General features: G+C 60.8%; 21 protein-coding genes and 1 pseudogene. 19 read left to right on the top strand and 3 right to left on the bottom strand.

Annotated elements, in window-relative coordinates:
• Positions 1-43: 43 nt before the first annotated feature.
• From AWB81_RS22465 to AWB81_RS22450, 4 genes and pseudogenes are all read left to right on the top strand, one after another.
• Positions 44-751 (top strand): succinate dehydrogenase/fumarate reductase iron-sulfur subunit, encoded by a 708-nt coding sequence (locus AWB81_RS22465; protein ID WP_062638753.1) that lies wholly within the window; start codon positions 44-46, stop codon positions 749-751.
• Positions 752-1,333: 582 nt separating this feature from the next.
• Positions 1,334-1,687: a cupin domain-containing protein gene (locus AWB81_RS22460; protein ID WP_327366833.1), complete on the top strand. Its 354-nt coding sequence runs from the start codon at positions 1,334-1,336 to the stop codon at positions 1,685-1,687.
• Positions 1,684-1,872 (top strand): annotated as a pseudogene (locus tag AWB81_RS46915) (uracil-DNA glycosylase family protein); the annotation flags it as partial. The gene AWB81_RS22460 and the pseudogene AWB81_RS46915, both read left to right, overlap by 4 nt.
• Before the next feature lie 137 nt (positions 1,873-2,009).
• A complete protein-coding gene (locus tag AWB81_RS22450; RefSeq protein WP_235025445.1) occupies positions 2,010-2,372 on the top strand; it encodes a DUF488 domain-containing protein in 363 nt (120 codons plus the stop codon).
• A 322-nt stretch (positions 2,373-2,694) separates the two neighbouring features.
• On the opposite strand, the gene AWB81_RS22445 is transcribed toward AWB81_RS22450, so the two are convergent.
• The 3 genes from AWB81_RS22445 to AWB81_RS22435 all read right to left on the bottom strand — a co-directional run bounded on the left by AWB81_RS22445 (position 2,695) and on the right by AWB81_RS22435 (position 5,489).
• Positions 2,695-3,126 carry a PAS domain-containing protein gene (locus tag AWB81_RS22445; RefSeq protein ID WP_062638751.1) on the bottom strand — a complete coding sequence of 144 codons (432 nt, stop codon included), beginning with the start codon at positions 3,124-3,126 and terminating at the stop codon, positions 2,695-2,697.
• An 855-nt stretch (positions 3,127-3,981) separates the two neighbouring features.
• Entirely contained in the window at positions 3,982-4,860 is an 879-nt protein-coding gene (locus AWB81_RS22440; RefSeq protein WP_087135119.1) for a cytochrome c oxidase assembly protein, read from the bottom strand.
• Entirely contained in the window at positions 4,860-5,489 is a 630-nt protein-coding gene (locus tag AWB81_RS22435) for an SCO family protein (RefSeq protein ID WP_062638750.1), read from the bottom strand. The genes AWB81_RS22440 and AWB81_RS22435 overlap by 1 nt, the downstream gene beginning before the upstream one ends.
• Positions 5,490-6,131: 642 nt before the next feature.
• Between AWB81_RS22435 and AWB81_RS22430 the strand changes: the two genes are divergently transcribed.
• The 15 genes from AWB81_RS22430 (at position 6,132) to cysM (ending at position 22,827) form a co-directional block, all read left to right on the top strand.
• Positions 6,132-7,934: a thiamine pyrophosphate-requiring protein gene (locus AWB81_RS22430; protein WP_062638749.1), complete on the top strand. Its 1,803-nt coding sequence runs from the start codon at positions 6,132-6,134 to the stop codon at positions 7,932-7,934.
• A 12-nt stretch (positions 7,935-7,946) separates the two neighbouring features.
• Entirely contained in the window at positions 7,947-9,050 is a 1,104-nt protein-coding gene (locus AWB81_RS22425; RefSeq protein ID WP_062638748.1) for an enolase C-terminal domain-like protein, read from the top strand.
• Positions 9,051-9,060: 10 nt separating this feature from the next.
• Positions 9,061-10,005 (top strand): hypothetical protein, encoded by a 945-nt coding sequence (locus tag AWB81_RS22420; RefSeq protein ID WP_062638747.1) that lies wholly within the window; start codon positions 9,061-9,063, stop codon positions 10,003-10,005.
• Positions 10,002-10,655: a gluconate 2-dehydrogenase subunit 3 family protein gene (locus tag AWB81_RS22415; protein WP_062638746.1), complete on the top strand. Its 654-nt coding sequence runs from the start codon at positions 10,002-10,004 to the stop codon at positions 10,653-10,655. Before AWB81_RS22420 ends, AWB81_RS22415 begins: the two co-directional genes overlap by 4 nt.
• A complete protein-coding gene (locus tag AWB81_RS22410) occupies positions 10,645-12,288 on the top strand; it encodes a GMC family oxidoreductase (protein WP_062638745.1) in 1,644 nt (547 codons plus the stop codon). Before AWB81_RS22415 ends, AWB81_RS22410 begins: the two co-directional genes overlap by 11 nt.
• 66 nt (positions 12,289-12,354) lie before the next feature.
• Positions 12,355-13,431 carry an SDR family oxidoreductase gene (locus AWB81_RS22405; RefSeq protein WP_235025399.1) on the top strand — a complete coding sequence of 359 codons (1,077 nt, stop codon included), beginning with the start codon at positions 12,355-12,357 and terminating at the stop codon, positions 13,429-13,431.
• An 8-nt stretch (positions 13,432-13,439) separates the two neighbouring features.
• On the top strand, positions 13,440-15,257 hold the full coding sequence (locus tag AWB81_RS22400; RefSeq protein WP_200822532.1) for a glycoside hydrolase family 15 protein: 1,818 nt from the start codon (positions 13,440-13,442) through the stop codon (positions 15,255-15,257).
• Complete coding sequence (coxB, locus tag AWB81_RS22395) at positions 15,254-16,330, top strand: cytochrome c oxidase subunit II (protein ID WP_235025868.1); 1,077 nt, start codon at positions 15,254-15,256, stop codon at positions 16,328-16,330. Before AWB81_RS22400 ends, coxB begins: the two co-directional genes overlap by 4 nt.
• 19 nt (positions 16,331-16,349) lie before the next feature.
• Positions 16,350-18,371 carry a cytochrome c oxidase subunit I gene (ctaD, locus tag AWB81_RS22390; RefSeq protein ID WP_062638743.1) on the top strand — a complete coding sequence of 674 codons (2,022 nt, stop codon included), beginning with the start codon at positions 16,350-16,352 and terminating at the stop codon, positions 18,369-18,371.
• Entirely contained in the window at positions 18,364-18,972 is a 609-nt protein-coding gene (locus tag AWB81_RS22385) for a cytochrome c oxidase subunit 3 (protein WP_062638742.1), read from the top strand. Before ctaD ends, AWB81_RS22385 begins: the two co-directional genes overlap by 8 nt.
• A gap of 37 nt (positions 18,973-19,009) precedes the next feature.
• The gene (locus AWB81_RS22380) at positions 19,010-19,510 is read left to right on the top strand and encodes a hypothetical protein (RefSeq protein WP_143328429.1); all 501 of its coding nucleotides are present in this window, start codon (positions 19,010-19,012) and stop codon (positions 19,508-19,510) included.
• 4 nt (positions 19,511-19,514) lie between these two features.
• On the top strand, positions 19,515-20,858 hold the full coding sequence (locus AWB81_RS22375; protein ID WP_087135113.1) for a c-type cytochrome: 1,344 nt from the start codon (positions 19,515-19,517) through the stop codon (positions 20,856-20,858).
• 63 nt (positions 20,859-20,921) lie between these two features.
• The gene (locus AWB81_RS22370; RefSeq protein WP_087135112.1) at positions 20,922-21,086 is read left to right on the top strand and encodes a DUF2934 domain-containing protein; all 165 of its coding nucleotides are present in this window, start codon (positions 20,922-20,924) and stop codon (positions 21,084-21,086) included.
• Between the two features lie 143 nt (positions 21,087-21,229).
• Positions 21,230-21,769, top strand: coding sequence for a universal stress protein (locus AWB81_RS22365; RefSeq protein ID WP_062638740.1), 540 nt, complete (start codon positions 21,230-21,232; stop codon positions 21,767-21,769).
• A gap of 155 nt (positions 21,770-21,924) precedes the next feature.
• Entirely contained in the window at positions 21,925-22,827 is a 903-nt protein-coding gene (gene cysM / locus AWB81_RS22360) for a cysteine synthase CysM (RefSeq protein ID WP_062638739.1), read from the top strand.
• Positions 22,828-23,180: the final 353 nt, after the last annotated feature.

The following is a 23,180-nucleotide window of genomic DNA, read 5'->3' as shown; positions in this document are numbered from 1 at the left end:
CACGATCGAGCTCAGAACCCGGAACACAAGGTGGAGATGCACGATGAGCGACAGCCGCGTAATTGAGATTTTCCGGTATGACCCGGACACGGAGACCAAGCCGCATATGCAGGCGTTCGAGGTTGACATCGATCCGCGCGACCGGATGCTGTTGGACGTCCTCGTCAGGCTGAAGTCGGTCGACGAATCGATTTCGCTACGGCGTTCATGCCGCGAAGGCATCTGTGGGTCCGACGCTATCAACATCAATGGCAGGAACGCTCTTGCATGCCAGATTAACATGAACGACCTGCCGTCGCGGATTGTCTTGCGGCCATTGCCCGGCTTGCCCGTGATCCGTGACCTGATCGTCGATATGACCTCGTTCTTCAACCAATATCATTCGGTGATGCCGTATCTGATCAACAATACGCCGCCGCCGGAACGAGAGCGCCTGCAAAGTCCCGAAGAACGCGACCAGCTCGACGGCCTGTACGAGTGCATCCTGTGCGCGTGCTGTTCAACGGCGTGTCCGTCGTACTGGTGGAATCCGGACAAGTACGTTGGACCGGCTGGCCTGCTGCAGGCCTACCGGTTCCTCGTCGATTCACGCGACATGGCCACGCAGGCGAGACTGGACAATCTCGAAGATCCGTACCGGCTCTTTCGCTGCCGCACGATTCTAAACTGCACCGACATCTGCCCGAAGAACCTGAATCCCGCGTATGCGATCGGCCAGATCAGATCGATGCTCACGCGCCGCGCGGTGTAATGCTGGGTCACATGCCCGCTATCTTGTGTTGTTATGAATTAGACTCGCGCCGCGACCAGGCCTCCAGGCTTGCCGGTCCGTACGTCACCTGCGCACAAGTGTCGGGCACCTCATAGACGCCAATCACGAGTCGACGCACACATCCCGCCGGTCAATCGAAACCCGCTGGAGACCGACCATGAGACCCGTTGCCCATCCATACGACCCGAGACTGACCCCGGAGTCACTGGTGTTCGGCAGGCTCGCACCCGTCAGTCGACCGGTCAGCAGCAGGACGGGCAAGGGTACGGAAGCCGTCTCTCGCAGCGCTGGATCAAGTCTGTATGGCTTCCGGCAAGTCATTTCCAGCTAGCGATCCCCTAGCGTTGCGCTCGCGCGAGGTGCCGGTGCGCGCTATCCGTTTTCTACCGCGGCCCGGATTTCCGGCATGGTGCGGAGTATGCTATCGCAACACGCGCGGCGGACCGCCTGACGATCCACACTACAACTGACTCGATCGGGTTGTACGTCAAAAAGGAGAGACCGGTGGCTATATCACATCTATCGTCTGGGGAAGTTGCGAGCCTCCTACCGCTCGGAGCCATGTTCGAACAGACTCGAACCACGGCGCTGTTCAAGGAGGAGCGCCTCGAGGTCATGAGGATCGTTCTTCCGGCTGGCAAAGGGATGCCTGTGCATGCGGTTGATGGCCCGGTAACGGTGCAATGCATCGAAGGTGAAGTCGATCTCGAAATGAATGAAGGCCACCAGGTCCTTCATACCGGGGACCTTATCTATCTGGCAGCGGGCGTCCCGCATGCACTGACAGCCTTCCAGAACACATCGATACTCGTAACCGTCGTACTTGTCGGGCCGGACGGCATGGCGGGGTTCGCTGGTGAGCGACGCAAACACCATGACGACAACCTGGAAATGAAGTGGCCGGAAAACGAATAGACCCTCGTCCTTCGCTCGATGCGCTTCTGACTGACGTGCGTGCCTGTCGGACATGTTCGCCGCGCCTGCCACTCGGTCCTCGCCCTATCGTGCGCGCGGGAGCCGACGCGCGCATCCTGATTCTCGGACAGGCGCCTGGTGCGCCCGCGCACGCGTCGGGCATACCGTGGGATGACCCGAGCGGCGACAGTTTCAAAGCGAAATCCTTTCCATACTGGGCAAAGGGTTGATCTGCTCGTAGCGTAACCTGGAGCGGGCCGGGTAACGCGTATCGGGAAATCGGACTGGACAGAGCCCAATGCCACACAAGGAACGGGAGAGCTTGAAGATCTTTGTCAAACGGGCTTACGAGGATGCAGCCCCGGAAGACGGCTATCGCGTCCTCGTTGACCGCCTCTGGCCTCGCGGACGCAGCAAGGAGATGCTGGCGCTTGGCCAGTGGGCGCGCGACCTCGCGCCAAGCGCTGCCTTGCGCAAATGGTTCGGACACACGCCCACTCGATGGAAAGCTTTTCAGCAACGGTACCGTTTTGAACTCGATGCTGAAGAACAGCAGCAACGCATGCGGAGTCTCCTTGCTGATGCGAAAGGGCAGCCAATTACGCTGGTCTATGGCGCGAAGGACGAGGAGCATAACCAGGCGATCGTGTTGCAAGACGTTCTTTCGCATCTGTCGGAGGAGTAACCGCTGATCTTTCAATATCCTGCTGTGTGCCCCGAATGGAAAAAGACAGCGTGCGGGCGACGTCGGCTCGCGCCTGGCCAACCCAATGAGTGACGTGGCGCCGGTGCAACACCGACCCCGCGTCCGCCCGGTCCGAAATGACTCTTTCCAGCTTGCCTGAGACACGCTGTCCGGTACTGTGGCGCCGGGGCAGCTCCGCTGGCGTCAATCTGCCTGTCGAAATCTGCCTGTCGCAGTGCGCCCGGCATCATGCACATCATGCTGGCCAGCACAGGCTGGTGCTCAGCGAAAGCAGTGAAGGCACGAAAGCACGATGGTCACCTCACGGCGCCGTTCCGGTCCTCGCGAGCTGTGCCTTCAGCGCGCGCATCTCTTCTTGGCGCTTCGTCACGTCCCGCATGATGGCCGCCATGCCATCGACCCGCCCTTCATGGTTCTTTAACGGGACGATCGAGAACTCCACCGAAATGCGCGTACCGTCTTTACGGTTCGCGGGTACCGACAACAGATCCCCGCGGTCAAAGTGGCTCTCGCCTGTTTGCATCACCCGACGATAGCCGTCCCAGTGACGCTGACGAAAGTCCTGCGGGACAATGATGTCGAGCGATTGCCCCACCGCCTCGCTGGCTGCATAACCAAAAATCCGCTCGGCGCCCTGATTCCAGAAGTGAATCACGCCGTCCTGGTCACTCGCAATAATTGCATCAGAAGCTGTGCCGAGAATTGCCTGGGTTAATAGCTTGTCGAAGACCATCGTCAATCTCCTGTATGCGGAATCCCGTTTTGTCTCCGGGCGTACCCGGTGGCCGCGATACTGCATCGCGTACCTGCGGTATCGCAGCGATCATCGGGAAATGATATATCTAACGCAACTTAACCACTTGTACCTCGCGGCCGTCGCGACGTAAGCGATAGGTGGTGGCTGCGCTGTACAACGAATCTCGAACGTTGGGTCAAGCCCGACGGGCAGCCGATCAAAGGCTATCTCCCAGACGGCGTTGCCCGCGAAAGGTCCTTCGCAAGCTCCGACAGCTGATAGTCAGCAATGAGGAAGAAGCAGCCGTATTCATTCGAAGCCTGACCCCGTTCTCGAGCGCACATTCAAAGTGGCCAAAGCTCTCAAAGCCCGCGTCCTTCATTGCCTCTGCTTGCGCCAAGCGTGGGAGGAAAGCCGTCGGACACATAGGCACTCGCACGGTCCGGCTGCTGCTGTCGACATCCAGTTATCAGATTGTGCAGCATGGGGAATGAGTTCGCCAGCGTCCATGTGGCGCTTCGCTTCGACGCCGCGCGGTGATCCGGATCCGTCCTTAGTCGACAATCTCGATGGCGGTGACGACAGCGGCGAAGCGCGCCGTAAATTGGGTCGGCGCTGACATCCCAAGTTTCGCGACAGTGCGACTTCCCCAGCGTGCACCGGCCATCACTTAGATTTGTCCCGCACAGCAAATAGGTGGAACACGGCATCCGGAACAGATCAACGGTGCAGCAGTCCGTGACTCAGCCGCGACTACGAGTCTGATCAGTAGCGCTGCCGCGTGCCATGTCACCCATCCCGTTGCGCGGCGGTGCCACCCGCCTTCCGCTTATTTAGAACACCGGCGGTTTGCTATGGCTTGTCGGGCGAAGCTCTGAAGTCGGCTTCGGTGCCGCGCCCGCCAGTTCCCCGTCCGTGTGAAACGCGAGCGGCTGAGAGCCGCATCCAGTGTCGCAGTGCGATCAGCCCGCCAAGCACGCTCATCATCGAACCCGGAATCCATAGCAGCAGACCGCCGATCTGTTGATCGCGCATTGGGCTGAGCCACGTGAATGCGCGCCCACAAATCGAGTAGATCGGGTACAACTCGTGCGGCGTGAAAAAGATGTATGCGCCAAGCAGAATCTGCGGCGGCACTACAGCGATAACGATGAGAATTCGCTGGCCCGGCGCGAGACGAGCGGGCGGCGAAGGCCGGGGATCGAGCACGAGCCACCAGAAGAGCAGGCCGTCGATCACCATGCTCCAGTTCATCACGCGATATAGCCGATAGTCAAGCATTGCCTCGAAGTGGATCCGCGAGAGCAGCCAAAAGTAAATCAGCCCGACAAAGAGCGTTACGGCGACCACCGGATTGAATAGCACAGCGACCAGGGAGCGCGCGGTTCTCGTGCTCAGCGCGGGATGCAGCCAGAGCGGGCGCCACCTCATTGAAACCCCCGCGCGCAACGCGGCGCCTGGATACGATACCGCGATCAGGAACGGTCCGAGGTGATGCAGCACGAGGTGCTGCAATCGATGCATAAAGAACTCATGTTCGAAAAAATAGTCGAGCCGCGTATGCAGCGCAACATAGATTGCTGCAAGACCCAGCCAGAACGCCACGTGCCGCGAGAACGACACCCTGGCATACCGCGCACCGCGTGCAAACAGAACTGCCGCGATAAGCGTTGCAACCACGACGGTCGGTGACGGCTCCCAGGGTTCGAGCCAGTAGAGGATCGACTGCATCATGACTTGGGGCAATTGATCACGCGCCGCAGATCGTGCGCGATGGCATCGATGGAATCGTTGTCGGTGGCGAGCAGGCGGGCGTGGCCTTGCGCGTCGAAGATATAGACCGCGGAACTATGCGTGACTTCGTACTCACCGCTCACGTCGCGCTTCTCCCTCTGGAAGGCGACGCGGTAACGCTTGGCGAGCGATTCGATCGCGCGATCCGAACCCGTCAGGCCGACCGCGTGCCGCGCGTCGAACGCGCGCATATACGCGTGCAGCGCGGCGGGCGTGTCGCGGGCGGGGTCGACGGTGATGAAGACAATCTGCGCGCGACTGACGTCGGGGCCGATCTGTTGCAGCACCTGCATAAGCCGCGTCATCGTTTCCGGACACACGTCCGGGCAATGTGTGTACCCGAAGTAGACAAGTGTCGCGCGTCCTTCAAACGTCTGAGCGGTGACCGCCCGCCCGCCGTCGTCGACCAGCGAGAGTGCGAGGTCGGGCAAGTGGCCGCTGACATTGGCAAGGCGCCACGCTTCGGCGGTCCTGGAGCACGCGGTGAAGACGACACCGAGCAATGCGGCGGCGACGAACAAGCGAACGCAGGGGCCCTTGCGCCAAAGGTGCAACAATCCAAGCATTTGGAGCTCCACGAATTGCCGGTACGCCTGTTTAACAGGATACGTAAGTGCCCAGACAAACGCCTTCCCCCAAGACGATCCGGGCTTTATAACTTGGAAAGTGCGGTCAGGCAGCTGTTTTTTGCTAAATAGCCGGGACCTTCGATTGCGAATCCGCTTTTCGCGACGTCGATGCCTCGCCTCGCAGCGGCATCGAATTCGTCCTCCGTCGGGGGCGCCGCGACGAACGCCCGCGACGATCTCTGCCGAACAAAACTCTCCGAGAGGCACGGTCTTCTTCCCTACCCGCTGGCTTCGCGCAAATGCCAAACGGAGTTCGCGGTATGGTCATTTTCCAGCACGTTCACTTTTTGATGTAATTTGTATCACGAGATGATATATGTTACCTGCAATCTTCGTTTCTCGCTCTGCGGTGACAATGCGTTAGTCCTGACCTGCAGAGGCATCGCTGATCCTTGCAAGCCTTGACCCCAAAGGCCGCCCCCTCGCAACCTTTCTGTTTTCGAGCAACGGTCGTTGACCACTGCGTTAATCGGCACGGAGTTTGCGATGTTGTCTACGTTCGAGTTGTACAGACCTGCTAATCAAGACCTCAATGGCTGAACATCGAGCGAATGTTCAGCTGTCTGCAAGGAGATGGTAATGTCAGAAACCGTCGGCGACTTTCTAATTGATCGTCTTCACGCCTGGGGGGTGCGCCGCATCTTCGGATATCCCGGCGACGGCATCAATGGCGTCTTGGGCGCACTCAATCGTGCTGAGGGAAAGATCGAATTCATTCAGGTCCGCCACGAAGAGATGGCGGCGTTCATGGCATCCGCCCATGCCAAATTTACGGGAGAACTGGGCGTATGTTTGGCGACGTCAGGCCCCGGCGCCTCCCATCTCCTGACTGGCCTGTACGACGCTCGCATGGACCACATGCCGGTGCTCGCCGTCACAGGGCAACAGGCGCGAGCTGCCCTCGGCGGCCACTATCAGCAGGAACTCGATCTTGTGTCGATGTTCAAGGACGTGGGTGCCTTCGTCCAGCAGGCGAGTGTGCCGTCCCAGGTACGCCATCTCGTCGATAGGGCGGTCCGCACGGCCTTGTCGCAGCGGAAGGTCACGGCGATCATCCTTCCGAACGATCTGCAGGACCTTGACTACCAGGCGCCCGCGCGCAAACACGGCACTTTGCATTCCGGCGTCGGATTCAGCGCCCCGAAACTCGTTCCCTATGACGCCGACTTGCGGCGCGCTGCTGAGATCCTGAACGAGGGGAAGAAGGTCGCGATCCTGGTCGGCGCCGGCGCGCTGAATGCAACCGATGAAGTTATCGCCGTCGCCGACAAACTCGGCGCAGGCGTTGCAAAGGCGCTGCTCGGCAAGGCTGTGTTGCCCGATGACCTCGCCTGGGTGACGGGCTCGATTGGTTTGCTCGGCACCAAACCCAGCTACGACCTGATGATGCAATGCGACACGTTGCTGATGATCGGCTCAGGCTTTCCGTACTCGGAGTTCCTGCCGAAGGAGGGCGACGCGCGCGGCGTGCAGATCGACGTCGAAGCCGACATGCTAAGCCTGCGTTACCCGATGGAAGTGAACCTCGTCGGCGACAGCGCCGAAACTCTGCGCGCGTTGCTGCCTATGCTTGCAGAGAAGATGGACCGCGCGTGGCGCAAGAAGATCGAAGGCTGGACCACTGACTGGTGGAAGACGCTCGATAAGCGCGCGCTCGAAACAACGACGGGCGGCGTCAACCCGCAGCGCACCGTCTGGGAACTCTCGAAACGCGTTCCCTCCGACGCGATTGTCACGAGTGATTCGGGGTCGTGCGCGAACTGGTATGCCCGGGACCTGAAAGTGCAGCGCGGCATGATGTGCTCGCTCTCTGGCGGCCTCGCGTCGATGGGGGCGGCAGTGCCCTACGCGATCGCCGCGAAATTTGCGTTCCCCGCACGGCCGGTAATCGCACTTGTCGGCGACGGCGCGATGCAGATGAACAACATGGCCGAGTTGATCACCGTATCCAAATACTGGAAGCAGTGGTCGAATCCGCGCTGGATCTGCATGGTGCTGAACAACCAGGACCTGAACCAGGTTACGTGGGAGCAACGCGTAATGGAAGGCGACCCGAAGTTTGAGGCATCGCAAGACATTCCATCGGTGCCGTATCACAAGTTCGCCGAGCTGATCGGGCTGAAGGGTATCTACGTCGACGATGCGGAGCGTATCGGTGCTGCGTGGGATGAAGCGCTCGCGGCGGATCGTCCGGTGGTAATCGAAGTGAAAGCCGACCCGAACGTGCCACCCTTGCCGCCGCACATCACGATGGCGCAGGCGAAGGCCTTTGCGATGACGCTGATGAAGGGCGATCCGGACCAGGGCCACATGCTGCTCGAAACTGCGAAGCAGGTGCTTAGCGCCGTGCTGCCGGGGCATAAGGACGGCGAGAAGAAGTAGGCGCCCGCAACCATGTCTATTTCGACGCTACCTGACGCCGCGATCAATGCCGTCCGCGCGCAGGCCTACACCATTCCCACCGACGCGCCCGAAGCCGACGGCACCTTTGCGTGGGACTCGACTACGCTCATCGTCGTCGAAGCCGACGCGGGCGGCAAGACAGGCATCGGCTACACCTATACCGATGCGTGCGCGACGTCTTTGATCCGCGGCGCACTGGCCGAAGCGGTGCTGCATCGCGACGCATTCGAAGTGCGCGCCGCATGGGTTGCGATGCAAAAGAGGGTACGCAATATCGGTCGGGCGGGCGTTGCGGCGACCGCTGCTTCAGCCCTCGACTGCGCATTGTGGGACCTGAAGGCCAAGCTTCTCGGACTGCCGCTCGTGCACCTGCTTGGCGTGATTCGCGAGCGGGTTCCGATCTACGGGAGCGGAGGTTTCACTACCTACACCGATGCGCGCCTCAGAGATCAATTGTCGGCATGGATCGCCGAGGGCGGCTGCCGCTGGGTCAAGATGAAGATCGGCACCGAGCCTCAACGCGATCCAAGCCGCGTGCGTGCGGCACGTGAGGCGATCGGCGACGCCGGCTTGTTTGTGGATGCAAACGGAGCGCTCACGCAAAAAGAGGCGCTGCACTACGCCGAGGTTTTCGCGCAATACGGCGTGCAATGGTTCGAGGAGCCCGTGTCCTCCGATGACCTCGCCGCATTGAGCGCCTTGCGCCGCGCGGTGGCATCGATGGAGGTCGCAGCGGGCGAATACGGCTACACCCTTGACTATTTCCGACGCATGCTGGACGCGCGTGCCGTCGACGTCTTGCAGGCCGATGTAAGCCGTTGCGGCGGTATTACGGGCTTTCTGGACGTGGCGACGCTCTGTGACGCGTATCACATGCCGCTCTCCGCGCACTGCGCACCGGCACTGCATCTGCATGTCGCGTGCGCAGTGCCGCGCCTCATTCACCAGGAATGGTTTCATGACCACGTGCGCATTGAAGCGATGCTGTTCGACGGCGCGCCGCATGCAGCCGACGGCTCAATAACACCGGATTTCTCGCGTCCAGGCTGTGGTCTGGAACTGAAGCGCGCGGATGCCCGGGCCTTTGCCGTGTGAGGGGGCATCGATGAGTGCAAGGAATGCGAGGAGTGCGACGACAGTGCGGCTCGGCATCGCAGCCGGCGTCGTGGCCGGTTGCGCGCTACTAAGCGCGCTTGCGCAACGTCGTTCCAGCGCCGCGTCGTTGCCTGGCGTTGAAATAGCCGCACATCTCGATGCCGCGCGCGCGTTCAATCGGAGCTCGGCGCTGCTCGCCTTGTCCGTGCTCGCGGACAGCGGCATCGAGCATTATCGCGGCTCGTTTGCGAACAAGGCGATGTATACGCCGCTCATCAGCTCACTCCTCTCCCTCGCAGCAGGACTGCATGGCAGCGCTGAGAGCGACGCGTGCAAGCATCCGGTGCGCAACGTGATTTATCTCTCGGCTGCGTCTGCCGGCATTGCCGGGACCGGCTTTCATCTCTACAACATCACAAAACGTCCGGGCGGCGTTGGCTGGCACAACCTTTTTTATGCGGCGCCGATCGGCGCGCCGATGGCGTTACTCCTTTCGGGTGCGCTTGGCGCGGTCGCCGAGCGCTTGCGTGATGAACCCGCCGTCGACCCGCAATTGTTTGGCATGCAAGCGGGACGGGCGCTTGGGCTCGTCGTCGCCATCGGTTTGGCGGGTACCGTCGGCGAAGTCGCATTGCTGCATTTTCGGGGCGCGTATCAAAACCCAGCCATGTATGCACCGGTCACGGCGGGGCCGCTCGCGTGCGTGCTGCTCACGCATGCCGCGCTCGCAGCGCCACGCGCGCGCTGGCTCACGCGCGCATGGCTCAGGATCATCGCCGCACTGGGTTTCATCGGCGTGGGCTTTCATGCGCGCGGCATCGCGCGCAATCAGGGCGGTTGGCGCAACTGGAGTCAGAACATCCTCAATGGTCCGCCGCTGCCGGCGCCGCCGAGTTTCTCCGCATTGGCGCTCGCGGGCCTTGCCGCACTACGACTCAGGGAGACGGAAAGATGACACTGCCGCCTGCGACTCGCTATCCCGGCTACGACGTGTTGAACAAGCGCGACACCGTCTCCTGGGACAACGCGACCCGCGCCGTGATCGACGCACGGTTAGCCGTGTCGTCCGATCCCGCCTTCTTCAACTCCGTTGAATGGCGTGCGCTCATCGCGCTGTGCGCCTGCATCGTGCCTCAACGCAGTGACGCGTCGCAAATACCGGTCGCCGCGCTGGTCGACGCCAAGCTCAGTGCGAATCACAGCGACGGCTATCGTGACGCTCGCCTCCCGCGCTTGCGCGATGCATGGAGAAGGGGGCTTGCCGCGCTTGACGCCGAAAGCCGCAAGCGTTTTGAGTTGCCCTTCGCAAGTCTCGGAGAAGAGCCGCAAATCGCACTGTTGAAGGCTATGCAAGCGGGTGATGGGCATGCTGACAACTGGCAGGGAATGCCGTCGAAGCTCTTTTTCTCCGAACGCGTGCTGCACGACATCTGCGGTGCGTACTACTCGCACCCCTACGCGTGGAGCCAGATCGGCTTCGGTGGTCCCGCGAATCCGCGCGGCTATGTACGCATGACTGTCGATCGCCGCGACCCGTGGGAAGCAGTCGAAGCGAGCGACGGCGATGAGGGCAACGCACGCAAGGAGAACCAGCATGCTCGATGATGCCCAGTACCATCCGCGCGGCAAGAACGGACGTGCGCCAAATGTATTTCGCGTGGGCGCCTGGACACCAATGCGCGAGTACCCGCAGCATGACGCCGTCGACTTCGCGATCATCGGGACCGGTGCGGGGGGCGGCACGCTTGCGTGCCGGCTCGCTGAGAAGGGCTACAGGGTCGTCGCATTCGACGCGGGCGCGTGGTGGCGTCCGCTCGAAGAATTTGCGTCCGATGAGACGCACCAGCACAAGCTTTACTGGACCGACGAGCGCATCTGCGATGGCGAGAATCCGCTCAAACTCGGCAACAACAATAGCGGCAAGGCAGTGGGCGGCAGCACCGTGCATTTCGCGATGGTGTCGCTGCGCTTTCGCCCGGAGTGGTTCAAATCGCGAAGCCTGCTTGGCTATGGGGTGGACTGGCCCGTTGACTGGCGAGAAATGTGGCGCTACTACGCCGAAGTCGAAGACGCGCTCAAGATATCAGGGCCTGTCAACTATCCGTGGGGCCCAAAGCGCCGGCGCTATCCATACCGACCGCACGAGCTCAACGCGGCTGCGCTTGTGCTCGCGCGTGGCGCCGAGGTGCTCGGCATTCCCTGGTCGCCGACGCCGCTCGCTACCTTGTCCGCGCCGCGTGGCGAGGCGCATCCGTGCGTCTACCGGGGCTTTTGCGTGTCGGGCTGCGCGACCAATGCGAAGCAAAGCGCGCTCGTCACGTGGATACCCCGGGCGCTTGCCGCCGGCGCCGAAATACGTGATCTCGCGATGGTGGGCCGCATCGAAACGAACGACGACGGCCGCGTGAGCGGCGTTGAATATTTTCGCGAGGGGCGCTGGCAGTTTCAGCGAGCCCGCAACGTGGTCGTCGCGGGTTATGCGATCGAGACGCCGCGCCTCTTGCTGCTGTCGGCCAATGCCCGCTTTCCCGATGGACTCGCGAACAGTTCGGGCCTCGTCGGCAAGAACTTGATGGTGCAGTCGAACCAAGCAGCTTGGGGCGTGATGCCGGAAGAGATCCGCTGGTACAAGGGGCCGCCGTCGCTTGCCCTCACCGAGCACTGGAACTATACCGACAAGGGGAAGGACTTCTTTGGCGGCTATTGCTACATGAGCCAGGGGCCGTTGCCCGACGCCTGGGCTGCGACGCAAAACGGACGCGGACTATGGGGCGAAGCGCTGATGCGCGAGATGCAAAAGTATAACCATCAGGCCGGACTGAAAATCGTGGGCGAAACACTGCCGCAGGAGCGCAACCGTGTGACGCTTGCCGACGAAAAGGACCAGTACGGACTGCCGGTCGCACGCGTGACATATTCCTTTTGCGACAACGACCGCCGCCTGATCGCGCATTCGCTCGACTTCATGGGGCACGCTCTGCATGCCGCGGGCGCCAGCGAAATCTGGAACGAGACGGATGACACTTGTCACTTGAATGGCACCGCACGCATGGGCGACGATCCGCGCACGAGCGTCGTGAACGCGGATTGCCGCAGTTGGGACATTCCGAATTTGTGGATCTGCGACGGTTCGGTGTTTCCAACGGTCGGTGGGGTGAACCCTTCTCTGACGATTCAGGCGATCGCCTGCCGGACAGCGGATCGCATCGCCGTGCTCAGGGCGCGCGGCGAACTCTAGGTCCAGAAGCCCGGCCGCCAAGCGATGCAGTCGCAATTGGTCAGACGAAGAACAATGGAGAGTAGCGTGAGAAAGAGCATACGGAATCCAAAAAACGTCGTCGTCACGGGTGCAAGCGCCGGGGTCGGGCGAGCGGCAGCACTCGCGTTCGCCGGCCGTGGCGCGAATGTGGCAGTGCTCGCCCGCGATCTGAGCGCGCTCGAGGAAGTCGCGTTGCAATTGCGCGAGCTTGGCGTGCGCGCGTTGCCAATCGCTGTCGATGTGAGCGATGCGGATGCACTCGAGGCGGCCGCCGAGCGGGTCGAAGCGGAACTCGGTCCCATCGACGTGTGGGTGAATGACGCGATGGTAACGGTGTTTTCGCCTGTCGAGCGCCTGACACCCGAGGAGTTTCGTCGTGTCACCGAGGTCACTTATCTCGGCTACGTATGGGGAACCATGGCAGCTCTCAAACGGATGAACCGTCGTAATCACGGCGTCATCGTACAGGTCGGCTCGGCATTGGCGTACCGTTCGATCCCGCTGCAATCGGCCTATTGCGGGGCCAAACATGCGATCCGCGGGTTCACCGATGCACTGCGCTGCGAGTTACTGCACGAACACAGCAACGTCCATCTGACAATGGTGCAGATGCCTGCGCTCAACACGCCGCAGTTCGATTGGGCTGTCTCCCACATGTCCCATGCGCCGCAACCCGTGCCGCCGATCTATCAACCTGAAGTCGCCGCGCGGGCCATCGTTTGGGCCGCGACGCACCGTCGACGCGAATTGTTCGTGGGTCTGTCGTCCATCAAGGCGATTCTCGCGAACAAAGTGGCTCCCGGCACGTTGGATCGATACCTGGGACGAAAAGGCTATGCGATGCAGCAGCGTCCGCAAGCGCTGCGTGCCGATCGTCCCACGGACTTATGGCTTCCTGTTTCGGGAGAGCATCGTGTGCGTGGGGCTTTTACCGCAGAATCCCTGGAAACGAGCGCGGCGCTGTGGCTCGATACGCACCGTGCCCTGACCGTGTGTGCCGCCGCGTTGATGGCCGCCGTGGTGGTGTGGCGCCGCACGAGCAGGCGAGTGGGCAAGCCGCTTAGTAAGCCATTGAGTAAGCCCCTGAGCAAGCCACTGAGTAAGCCACTCGACACGCGTTAGGAGGGGTGATGGCCGCACGGATCGAGGACTACGCCTTGCTCGGAGACGGTCGCTCCGCCGCGCTCGTGAATCGATACGGCTCAATCGACTGGCTGTGCTGGCCATCGTTCGACAGCGATACTTGCTTTGCCGCGTTGCTCGGCGACGCGGGCAACGGACACTGGCGCATTGCACCGAGCGAGGCGATCCTATCCGCCAAACGCTGTTATCGGGGTCAGGGACTTATCCTCGAGACGACGTTGGTCACGAGTTCCGGCATGGTCATACTCACGGACTGGATGGTCTGGGGCGCGACGCCCCCGGTCCTGGCGCGTCGGGTGCGCTGCGAGGGCGCTCCGGTGTCCATCGAGTGCGAATTGGTTGTCCGCTTCGATTACGGACGGGCCGTGCCCTGGAACAAGAAAGCGGGCAGCCGCGTGCAGTTGATGGCCGGCCCCCAGACGCTTTGGCTGGACGCTTCCGCAGAACTGAGCTGCGTTGGGAACGACGTGCGAATGAGTTTCACCTTGGCGCCCGGCGAGGAGCGGACTTTTTCGCTCACCTGTGTGCCTTCAACGAGTCCTGCGCCGGCCGTTCCCGATATGGACGCGGCGCTCGACGGTACCGCGACGTTTTGGGCCGGATGGTCGGCGCGCAGTGTGGCGACGGGGCCTTATGCCGATGCGATACAGCGATCCCTGGTCACGCTTAAGGCGCTGTCAAGCCTCGAATCGGGTGGCGTGATTGCCGCACCGACCAGTTCTCTGCCTGAGACAATTGGCGGCCAGCGGAACTGGGATTACCGGTTCTGCTGGCTGCGCGACGCGAGCTTCACTCTCAAAGCGCTGCTGGCCGGTGGCTATCATGATGAAGCGGCGCGTTGGCGGGATTGGCTCGTGCGAGCTGTTGGGGGTGATCCGGCGCAAGTGCAAATTATGTACGCGCTCAATGGTGCGCGCCGCGTCGACGAGTGGGAGTGTCCATGGCTGCCTGGGTATGAGCGCTCAACCCCTGTGCGTTTCGGCAATGCAGCCGTTGGCCAGCTGCAACTTGACGTCTACGGCGAGGTTCTGAATGCGCTTTATATCTGCCGGCGTGCCGGCCTGCCGCCTGATGATGACGCCTGGTCGCTGGAACAGGGGCTGGTCGATCGTCTGGGGAAGGTCTGGCGCGAACCGGACGATGGCATTTGGGAGGTGCGCAGTGGTCGCAAGCCGTTCACCTTGTCCAAGATCATGGCGTGGGTGGCGGTCGACCGCGCGGTGTGTTCTGCACAAGAATTTAACAAGCAGGGGCCCATCGAAGACTGGCGACGGCTTGCGAAGCGCATTCGTCACGACGTGCTCGAACATGGCTTCAATCGAAAACTCAATAGTTTCACCCAAAGCTACGGCGGCGACACGCTCGATGCCAGCCTGCTGTTGATTCCGCTTACTGGTTTTCTCAGAGCGGACGATCCTCGGGTCAATGGGACGGTCGATGCGATCGAACGTGAATTGGTGGAGGACGGGTTAGTCCTGCGCTATCGCACCGGAGCGGCGAGCGATGGGATGGAGAGCGAGGAGGGGGCGTTTCTCGCCTGTTCCTTCTGGCTCGCGCATGTTCAGCACCTTCAAGGTCGAGAATCGAAGGCACGAACGCTATTTGAGCGCGTGCTCGAGCTTCGCAACGATGTGGGCCTCTTGTCCGAAGAGTATGACTTCAGGAAAAGGCGGCTGTGCGGGAATTTTCCGCAGGCATTCTCACACGTGGCGCTGGTCAATGCCGGGATGGCGATGAGTGCGGAAATCCACAGCGCCCCCGAACACAAGAGCCCGCTTCGTCACGGCGCTGAGGCTGACAAATGACCCGTTCCATTCGCGCCGCGCCCCGTATGCCCGACAGGGTCGCCGTGCTGGCGGTTCTCGCCGTGATATTTTTGGCCGATAGGTCTGCGACAGCGTCGGCCGAGGAGAATTCTGCGCCGCTGAACTACTTCCTCCATGCAGCGGGACCCGCGGCGTCGCCGACGCTTTGGCTGGGCTGGATATTTGCAGGGATTTGTGCCGGTGTGTGTCTGATCATCGCGGTGCTACTGACCGCCGCAATCTTGCGGCGGCGACCGATGTCACTCCCCGCTGACCTCAGTGCGTTAGCCGCCACCGGTGGAGGAACAAAATGGATTTACGTGGGCGTCGGCATATCCACAGTCGCGCTCGTCGCCATGCTCGTATATGCATTGATTACACTCGAAAGCGTCGCCAAACCCAACGACTCGCCTTCGCTGACCATTACCGTCACCGCGTACGACTGGTGGTGGAAAATCTCCTACGCCGATGCCGCTGATCCGGGACAACGCTTTGTCACGGCGAACGAGATCCACATTCCGGTCGGTGAACCGGTCAAACTCAAGCTCGAAAGTGCGGATGTCATACACGCGTTCTGGGTGCCGGTGCTCGCTGGCAAGACGCAGACGATCCCTGGTCAAACCAATGAGCAATGGATCCAGGCGGACCGTCCCGGCGTCTATCGCGGTCAGTGTTCGCAGTTTTGTGGTGCGCAGCATGCGCATATGGCGTTTGAAGTGATCGCGCAGAGCCGCGCCGATTTTGCGGCGTGGAGCGCGCAACAGGCTCAACCTCATGCGCAGCCGTCCACGAGCAGCCCGCCAATCGCGGCCGGGCAAAAGCTCTTTGACGAGCGATGCGCCGGTTGTCACGCGATTCGGGGTTCATCCGCGCAAGGCGCACAGGCGCCTGACCTCACGCACCTCAACACGCGTCGATTGATTGCGGCGGGCATGCTCGCTAACACTGCGGCAAACCAGCTTGACTGGATCACCCGCGCGCAGCAGATCAAGCCGGAATCAATGATGCCTAGCATGATTTTGAGCCATCAGGAAGCCGCCGACCTGTCGGCCTTTCTCGCCACATTGCGATAACCACAGGCACGAAGAAGCCATGAGCGCACCTGCTGAACCTGAACGCGATGCGACGCCCCCGAGGCCACTGGCACTCTCGCGGGTGCCGGAGATTGGCCACGTCACGCCCGGAAGTCCGACGCAGTTGCGCTTGCAGAAAATCTGGGAGAGCAAACCCGGCTGGCGGGGCTGGCTTTCAACCGTCGATCATAAGAGCATCGGTCTGCGCTACATCGTCACCGCATTCGTTTTCTTGTTGATGGGCGGCGTCGAGGCTCTGATTATGAGGCTTCAGTTGGCGCGCCCGAACGCCGCCTTGCTCACGCCGGAACAGTACAACCAGCTGTTCACGATGCACGGCGTGACGATGATATTTCTCTACGCGCTGCCGGTGCTCTCGGGGTTTTCGAACTATTTGTGGCCTTTGATTTTGGGCGCGCGCGACATGGCGTTTCCCCGGCTCAACGCGTTCTCGTATTGGGTGTTCGTGTTCGCCGGGATATTCCTCTATTCAAGCTTCCCGTTTGGCCAGGCACCGAACGCAGGCTGGTTCAACTATGTGCCGCTTTCCAGCCTTCAGTATGACACGGGCCCTAACATCGACGTCTATGCGCTCGGCATGGTCCTGCTGGGCATTTCGACCACCGTAGGGTCGGTCAATTTCATTGCCACGCTGGCGCGCATGCGCGCTCCCGGCATGTCCATCGACCGGGTGCCTGTGCTCGTATGGGGCACGCTAACGGCCTCAGGCGGTAACTTGCTCGCGGTGCCGGCGGTCAGTCTCGCCTTTTTCATGTTGTGGCTCGACCGGCAGTTTGGTACGCATTTTTTCGACGTCTTGAATGGCGGCAGGCCGCTCCTTTGGCAGCACATGTTCTGGATGTTCGCTCACCCCTGGGTATATGCCGTGGTGCTGCCAGCGATGGGCATTGTCTCGGACGCGTTGCCTGTCTTTTGCCGCCGGCCGCTCGTGGGCTACACCCCTGTTGCGCTAGCGACGGTCGCGACGATGGTGGTGGGCTTTATTGTGTGGATCCATCACATGTTTGCCACGGGAATCCCGGCGCTCGCTTTGGCATTTTTTGGCTCCGCCAGCATGGTGATCGCGATCCCGAGCGCCGTTGCCACTTTCGCGTGGCTCGCAACGATCTATACCGGCCGTCCGGTGTTCAAGGTCCCCTTTTTCTATTTCGCCGGTTTTGTGCTGCTCTTCGTGATTGGCGGCGTGTCCGGCGTGATGACGGCTGCCGTTCCACTCGACTGGCAGCTCACCGACACATATTTCGTGGTGGCGCATCTTCACTATGTGCTGCTTGGGATCAACGTCTTTCCGGTGATCGGTGGCATCTACTACTGGTTTCCCAAATTTACCGGTCGCATGATGAGCGAACGCTTGGGTAAGATCGGCTTTGCAGTTCTTTTCATCGGCTTCAACGTTGCCTTTTTTCCGATGCATATCGCCGGGCTTCTTGGCATGCCGCGACGTATCTACACCTATCCCGCCGATATGGGATGGAACACCGTCAACCTGATCACCTCAATCGGATCCTTCGTGTTCGCGCTTGGTGTGTTGATCTTTCTGGTCGATCTTGCATGGAGCTACAGGCGAGGGCCGGCTGCTGGCGACAACCCGTGGGATGCGCCCACGCTCGAGTGGTCCATTGCCTCACCGCCGCCGCCTTATAACTTTGCGACCATCCCGTTTGTCGGAAGCCGCCACCCGTTGTGGGAGCGCCGGCTTGCCAGCGAACAAGGAGACCATCCAGGGTCCGTGCTCAATGTAGGCTACATCCTCGACGATGGACGCGAAGCGCTCGGCACGACGGCGCTCGACGGCGAACCGAACATCATCCTGAAGATGCCGGGCGATTCGTATGCACCGCTCTTCCTGGGCGTTTTTTCCACGCTTGTATTTGCGGGCATGATTCTTCACGCATGGTGGTTCGCCGCGGCGATGCTCGTCGCCGCCGCCTTCTCGGTGATCGCCTGGCTTTGGCCCGAGCGCGGCCTGTTGCAACGGGAGCCGTTCCCCGTACACGACGAGGGAGGCGAAATTGGCTGATGCGATCGATGGTTTCAACACCACGCGTGCCTTGCCAATCGGCAGCGCGGGCGAGCGATCCAGTGGTTGGTGGGGCGTGTGGACCATGATCGCCACCGAGTCCGCTCTATTCGGCTATTTGATTTTTTCGTATCTCTATCTCGCCTCACAATCGGCGCAGCATTGGCCTCCGGAAGGTCTGCCAAAACTCGGAATCGGGGGCGCCAACACGGTGGTTTTGCTTTCCAGCAGCGTCTTCGTGTGGTTCTGTGAACGATGCGTTCGGCGCAAACGACTGCGGCTTGGGGTGGCATCGATGGGCGTCGGTATCTTGCTGGGGGCCGTTTTCGTTGGTGTTCAGCTCAAAGAGTGGCACGACCATCCGTATGGCCCGATGACTCATCTGTATGGCTCGCTGTACTTCACCATCACGGGGTTCCACCTGCTGCACGTGCTGGTGGGAATCGTCATCCTGGTTTTGTTGCTGACGTGGACTGCCCTCGGATATTTCGACGAAAGGCGATGCGCCGCGCTAACCATCGGTGGGCTGTATTGGCACTTCGTGGACGTCGTGTGGTTATTCATCTTTACGACGCTGTACTTGTCGCCCTACGTGCTTTAGGTATGTGCCTCAGGTGCGTGCTTTTAGGAGGATGAACGTGCTTGCGCAACTGGTTCGGCCACCGTCCGGTTCTGCGTCGCCGCCCTCCGACGACGCTGGCCGATCGCGGCGCGAAACTCATCCAGCACCGAAGCGCGGCGAGGTCCGCCCGTCACTCGTGCTGGCGGGTATCGTTGCCGCCCCGCTCGCCTGGATCATTCAGATCTGCATATGTGAAGCGCTAGCCTCACACGCCTGTTTTCCGACGGAACATCCGTTGTCTGCTCCGGAGCTCACAGCGCTTTTGCGGATCATTGCCGCTGTCAGTGCGGGGTCGTTCGTGGTCGGGAGCTTGGGCTTGGTGGCGGCGTGGACGAGCTGGCGAGCGGCCAGGAATGAATATGCCGACTCCGATGGGCCGAATTCAGCGGGCTTGCGCGAGCGAAAGCGCGTGCATTTTCTCGCTCTGGTCGGCGTCCTCGGCAGTTTCATTTTTTTGCTTGGACTATTGCTGACAGCGATGGCGGCTTTGGTTGTGTCGCCGTGCGCGAGGTGGTGAAGTCATGTATAGAGCTCGAGCAATTCTTGCGCTGCTTTTCGTGTCGGTCCTGACGACGAACGCCGGCGGGGTTGGCATTGCAGAAGCGACCGACGCGAACCGTCCGGACCAGATCCGTCCGGTTACGACGGTCACGTCGACCGACGACGCGGCGCTGATCGCGCGGGGCGATTACCTCGCCAAGGCCGCGGACTGCGCTGGTTGTCATACGGCGCCGAAGGGCGGCGCACCGTTTGCGGGCGGCTTGGGAATGGCATCTCCTTTCGGTACGATCGTCAGCAGCAACATCACGCCTGACGCGCAATATGGCATCGGCGCCTACAGTTACCACGATTTTGCACGCACACTGCGCGGGGGCGTCGCACGCGGCGGAAAGCATTTGTACCCGGCGATGCCCTATCCGTCGTACTCGAAGATTACGGACGACGATATGCGTGCGCTCTATGCGTACTTCATGCACGGCATTCAGCCCGTTCATACGCAACCGCCTGCGACCGAGTTGCCTTTCCCTTTCAACCAGCGCTGGGTTCTGGCTTTCTGGAACCTGGCGTTCGCACCGAACAATGTCTATGAACCGCGCCATGGGCGCGACGCGCAGTGGAATCGCGGGGCTTACCTGGTGCAGGCACTTGGACACTGCGGAGCCTGCCACACGCCGCGCGGCCCGGCTTTTGAAGAGCGCGCCTACACGGAGAACGCGGATGTTTATCTGACCGGCGGCGTAAATGATCATTGGTTTGCGCCCAATCTCACGTCGGATCCGGGTTCTGGACTCGGACGCGTGCCGGCCGAACACATTGGGTCGTTTCTGAAAAACGGTCACGGTGGCGGGCTTGTGACCTTCGGCAGCATGGTGCAAGTCGTCGAGGACAGCACGCAATACATGAGCGACGCCGATCTGAACGCCATTGCGCGTTACCTGAAAAGCCTGCCAGCCCAGCGCCAATCAGGCACTTATGAGCCGCGTTCGTTGCGCGCTCGACAGGGTGTTGATGCAATGCGAACGGGCGCGGTCCAACGTCCGGGCGCGGGCATTTTTTTGTCGTTCTGCGCTAAATGCCACCAGGCCGACGGCACAGGAAAGCCATTGAAGTACCCGAGGCTCGCGGGCAATCCGGCTGTCCTTGCAGCGGACCCGACATCGCTGATTCGCCTCTTGGTCGAAGGGGGGCAAAGCCCAGAGACCGCGGGCGGTCCACCGTGCGAAAAGATGCCCGCGTTCAACAAAAAGCTGACGAGCGAGGAGATGGCGCGGGTCCTGACGTTTGTTCGCAACACGTGGGGCAATAACGCGGCGCCCGTCACCACCCATCAAGTGACGGCGCTGCGCGACGGTATACATAAATGAAACACCGCCGCAGCTTCGCGGATCGCCTGCATAGGCACCTGATTACCAACGACAAGCATACCGATGGACAAGCTAACACTCGAGGAGCGAATCCGCAAACGAGCCTATCAACTCTGGCAGCAAGACGGAAGCATGGAAGGCTGTGCCGACGAGTATTGGCGACAGGCGCGTGAAATGGTCGAACAGGAAGTCATCGAGGAAAAGTCAAGACCGCAGCCGCAACGCTGACGAACACCATCATTAGACCATCAACATTTGGGCAGAACCGCATCGAAAAGACCCGTCATTGTATGTCACAACGTGATATATAATGCGAAGGAGAGGCAGTTGACATCGAAGGCTCGTGGGAAAATCCCGTTGCAGGAGACATGATGGCCACATATCGCCGGATTCTATTGTGTTACAACGCCACGCGTGAGGGACGCTGCGCGTTGCGGCTGGGCGCCGCACTCGCTCAACAACTTGGCGCTGAGACACATCTCCTTGCGGTGTTGGACGACGCTGCGTGGTTAAGGGGCTTCGACGTCGTGCCGGCCGTACCCTTCAATCTGGAAGAAGAGTCCGCCAAAGAGGTCCTGGATGAAGGCGTCAAAAGGCTCGCCGAACTGGGCGTGGTCGCCATCGGCCACCTCGCGATCGGAAATCCAATGAATCAAATACCGGCGTTTGCCGAAACGCTAAAGGTCGACCTCGTTGTCGTAGGCCACCATCGAAGCGGTCTTCTTGCACGCTGGTGGACTGGCCAGGACGATGGACGACTGCTGGACCGACTTTCGTGCAGCGTTCTCGTTGCGATGGATACAGGGAATCCCGAGGACGCTTGGACGGCGAACGATGAAGGCGTCTCGGCGGGCGATGAGGTGCGGGAGGTAGCGGCGCCACGGGTTGACGAGCACTCAGTTGTCCATTGACTTTGCGAGCACCGATTACTCAGGAAACCGTGCGGCGTCTGATCAAACAGGCGCGCTTGGATCGCCTGAGGCTGCGCCCGCCAGACGCCGTTAAGTCGGCCGCGTCCATTTGCGCCCACACCCTGGCCCATCCCTAGCACCCTCATAAATTGCACATGCGCTATCTAACCATCGCCGACACCATCGGAAAAACCTCCCTCGTTCAGCTCGTGCGGCTTCCCGATGAAGCAATGCGGGAGCGCAACAACGTCATCTTGGGAAAGTTGGAAGGCAGCAACCCAGCCGGTTCGGTGAAGGATCGCGCTGCGCTGTCCATGATCACGGGAGCCGAGCGGCGCGGTCAGATACATCATGGAGACGTGCTAATCGAGGCCACAAGCGGAAACACCGGAATCGCGCTGGCCATGACGGCAGCTTTTCGCGGCTACAAGATGATGCTCGTCATGCCTGAAGATGTGTCAGCGGAACGCCGTACGAGTATGCGGGCGTATGGCGCTGAGTTGATTCTGACCCCATCTCAGGGCGGCATGGAGTTGGCGCGCGACGCCGCAACTGAGATGGCGCGCGAAGGTCGAGGCGTGGTTCTGGACCAATTTTCCAACCCTGACAACCCTCTTGCCCACTATGAGACGACCGGTCCGGAGATCTGGAACGATACAGGCGGTGCCGTTACGCATTTTGTTTCAGCGATGGGTACGACCGGCACGATTATGGGCGTGAGCCGTTATCTGAAAGAACGAAGCGCTGACACGCAGATAGTCGGCGTGCAACCAGAAGAGGGCGCTCGCATTCCAGGCATACGCAAATGGCCGGCGCAGTACTTACCCGCTTTCTTTGATCCTCGCCGGATTGACCGAACTGAAAGTGTGAGCCAGTCGCAGGCTGAAGTGACCGCACGTCGTCTTGCCGCGATCGAAGGCATTTTTTGCGGAATTTCCACCGGTGGAGCATGTGCGGTCGCGCTGCGGATCGCTCACGAGGTGCAAAATGCGACGATTGTCTTCGTCGTGTGTGATCGAGGAGATCGCTATCTCTCGACGGGCGCGTTCCCAGCCTGAGCCGGGAGGGGCGAGTCGATCCTGCGCTATGTTGACGTTCAACCGTTATTGCCTGAAACGCAGTGCTCTGACTGGATTCGTTTGAGAGTGGCAAGTGCATACGCGCGGGTTTCTTTCGGAGCGACCGCGGACAGACGAAGTCATTCCGTGATGTAACTGTCGACTGAACGCACTTCAGACGCAGCCACACATGGGCCGGAGGTGGAAGTGTCCGAGGTCTGTTATTTTTGCTGGTCTCCGGTCACACGCCTCGATCGCTCCTCAACCCGTTGATGAGCCGTAAACGGATCTTCTTTAACACAACTCGACAAACCGAAACCGATGGCGGCGAGCAATACCAGCGCGAGGAAGAA

The organism is Caballeronia arationis, assembly GCF_001544975.2.
In the GTDB taxonomy this organism is placed as follows: Bacteria; Pseudomonadota; Gammaproteobacteria; order Burkholderiales; family Burkholderiaceae; genus Caballeronia; species Caballeronia arationis.
This window is presented reverse-complemented; position numbering and strand designations above follow the sequence as displayed.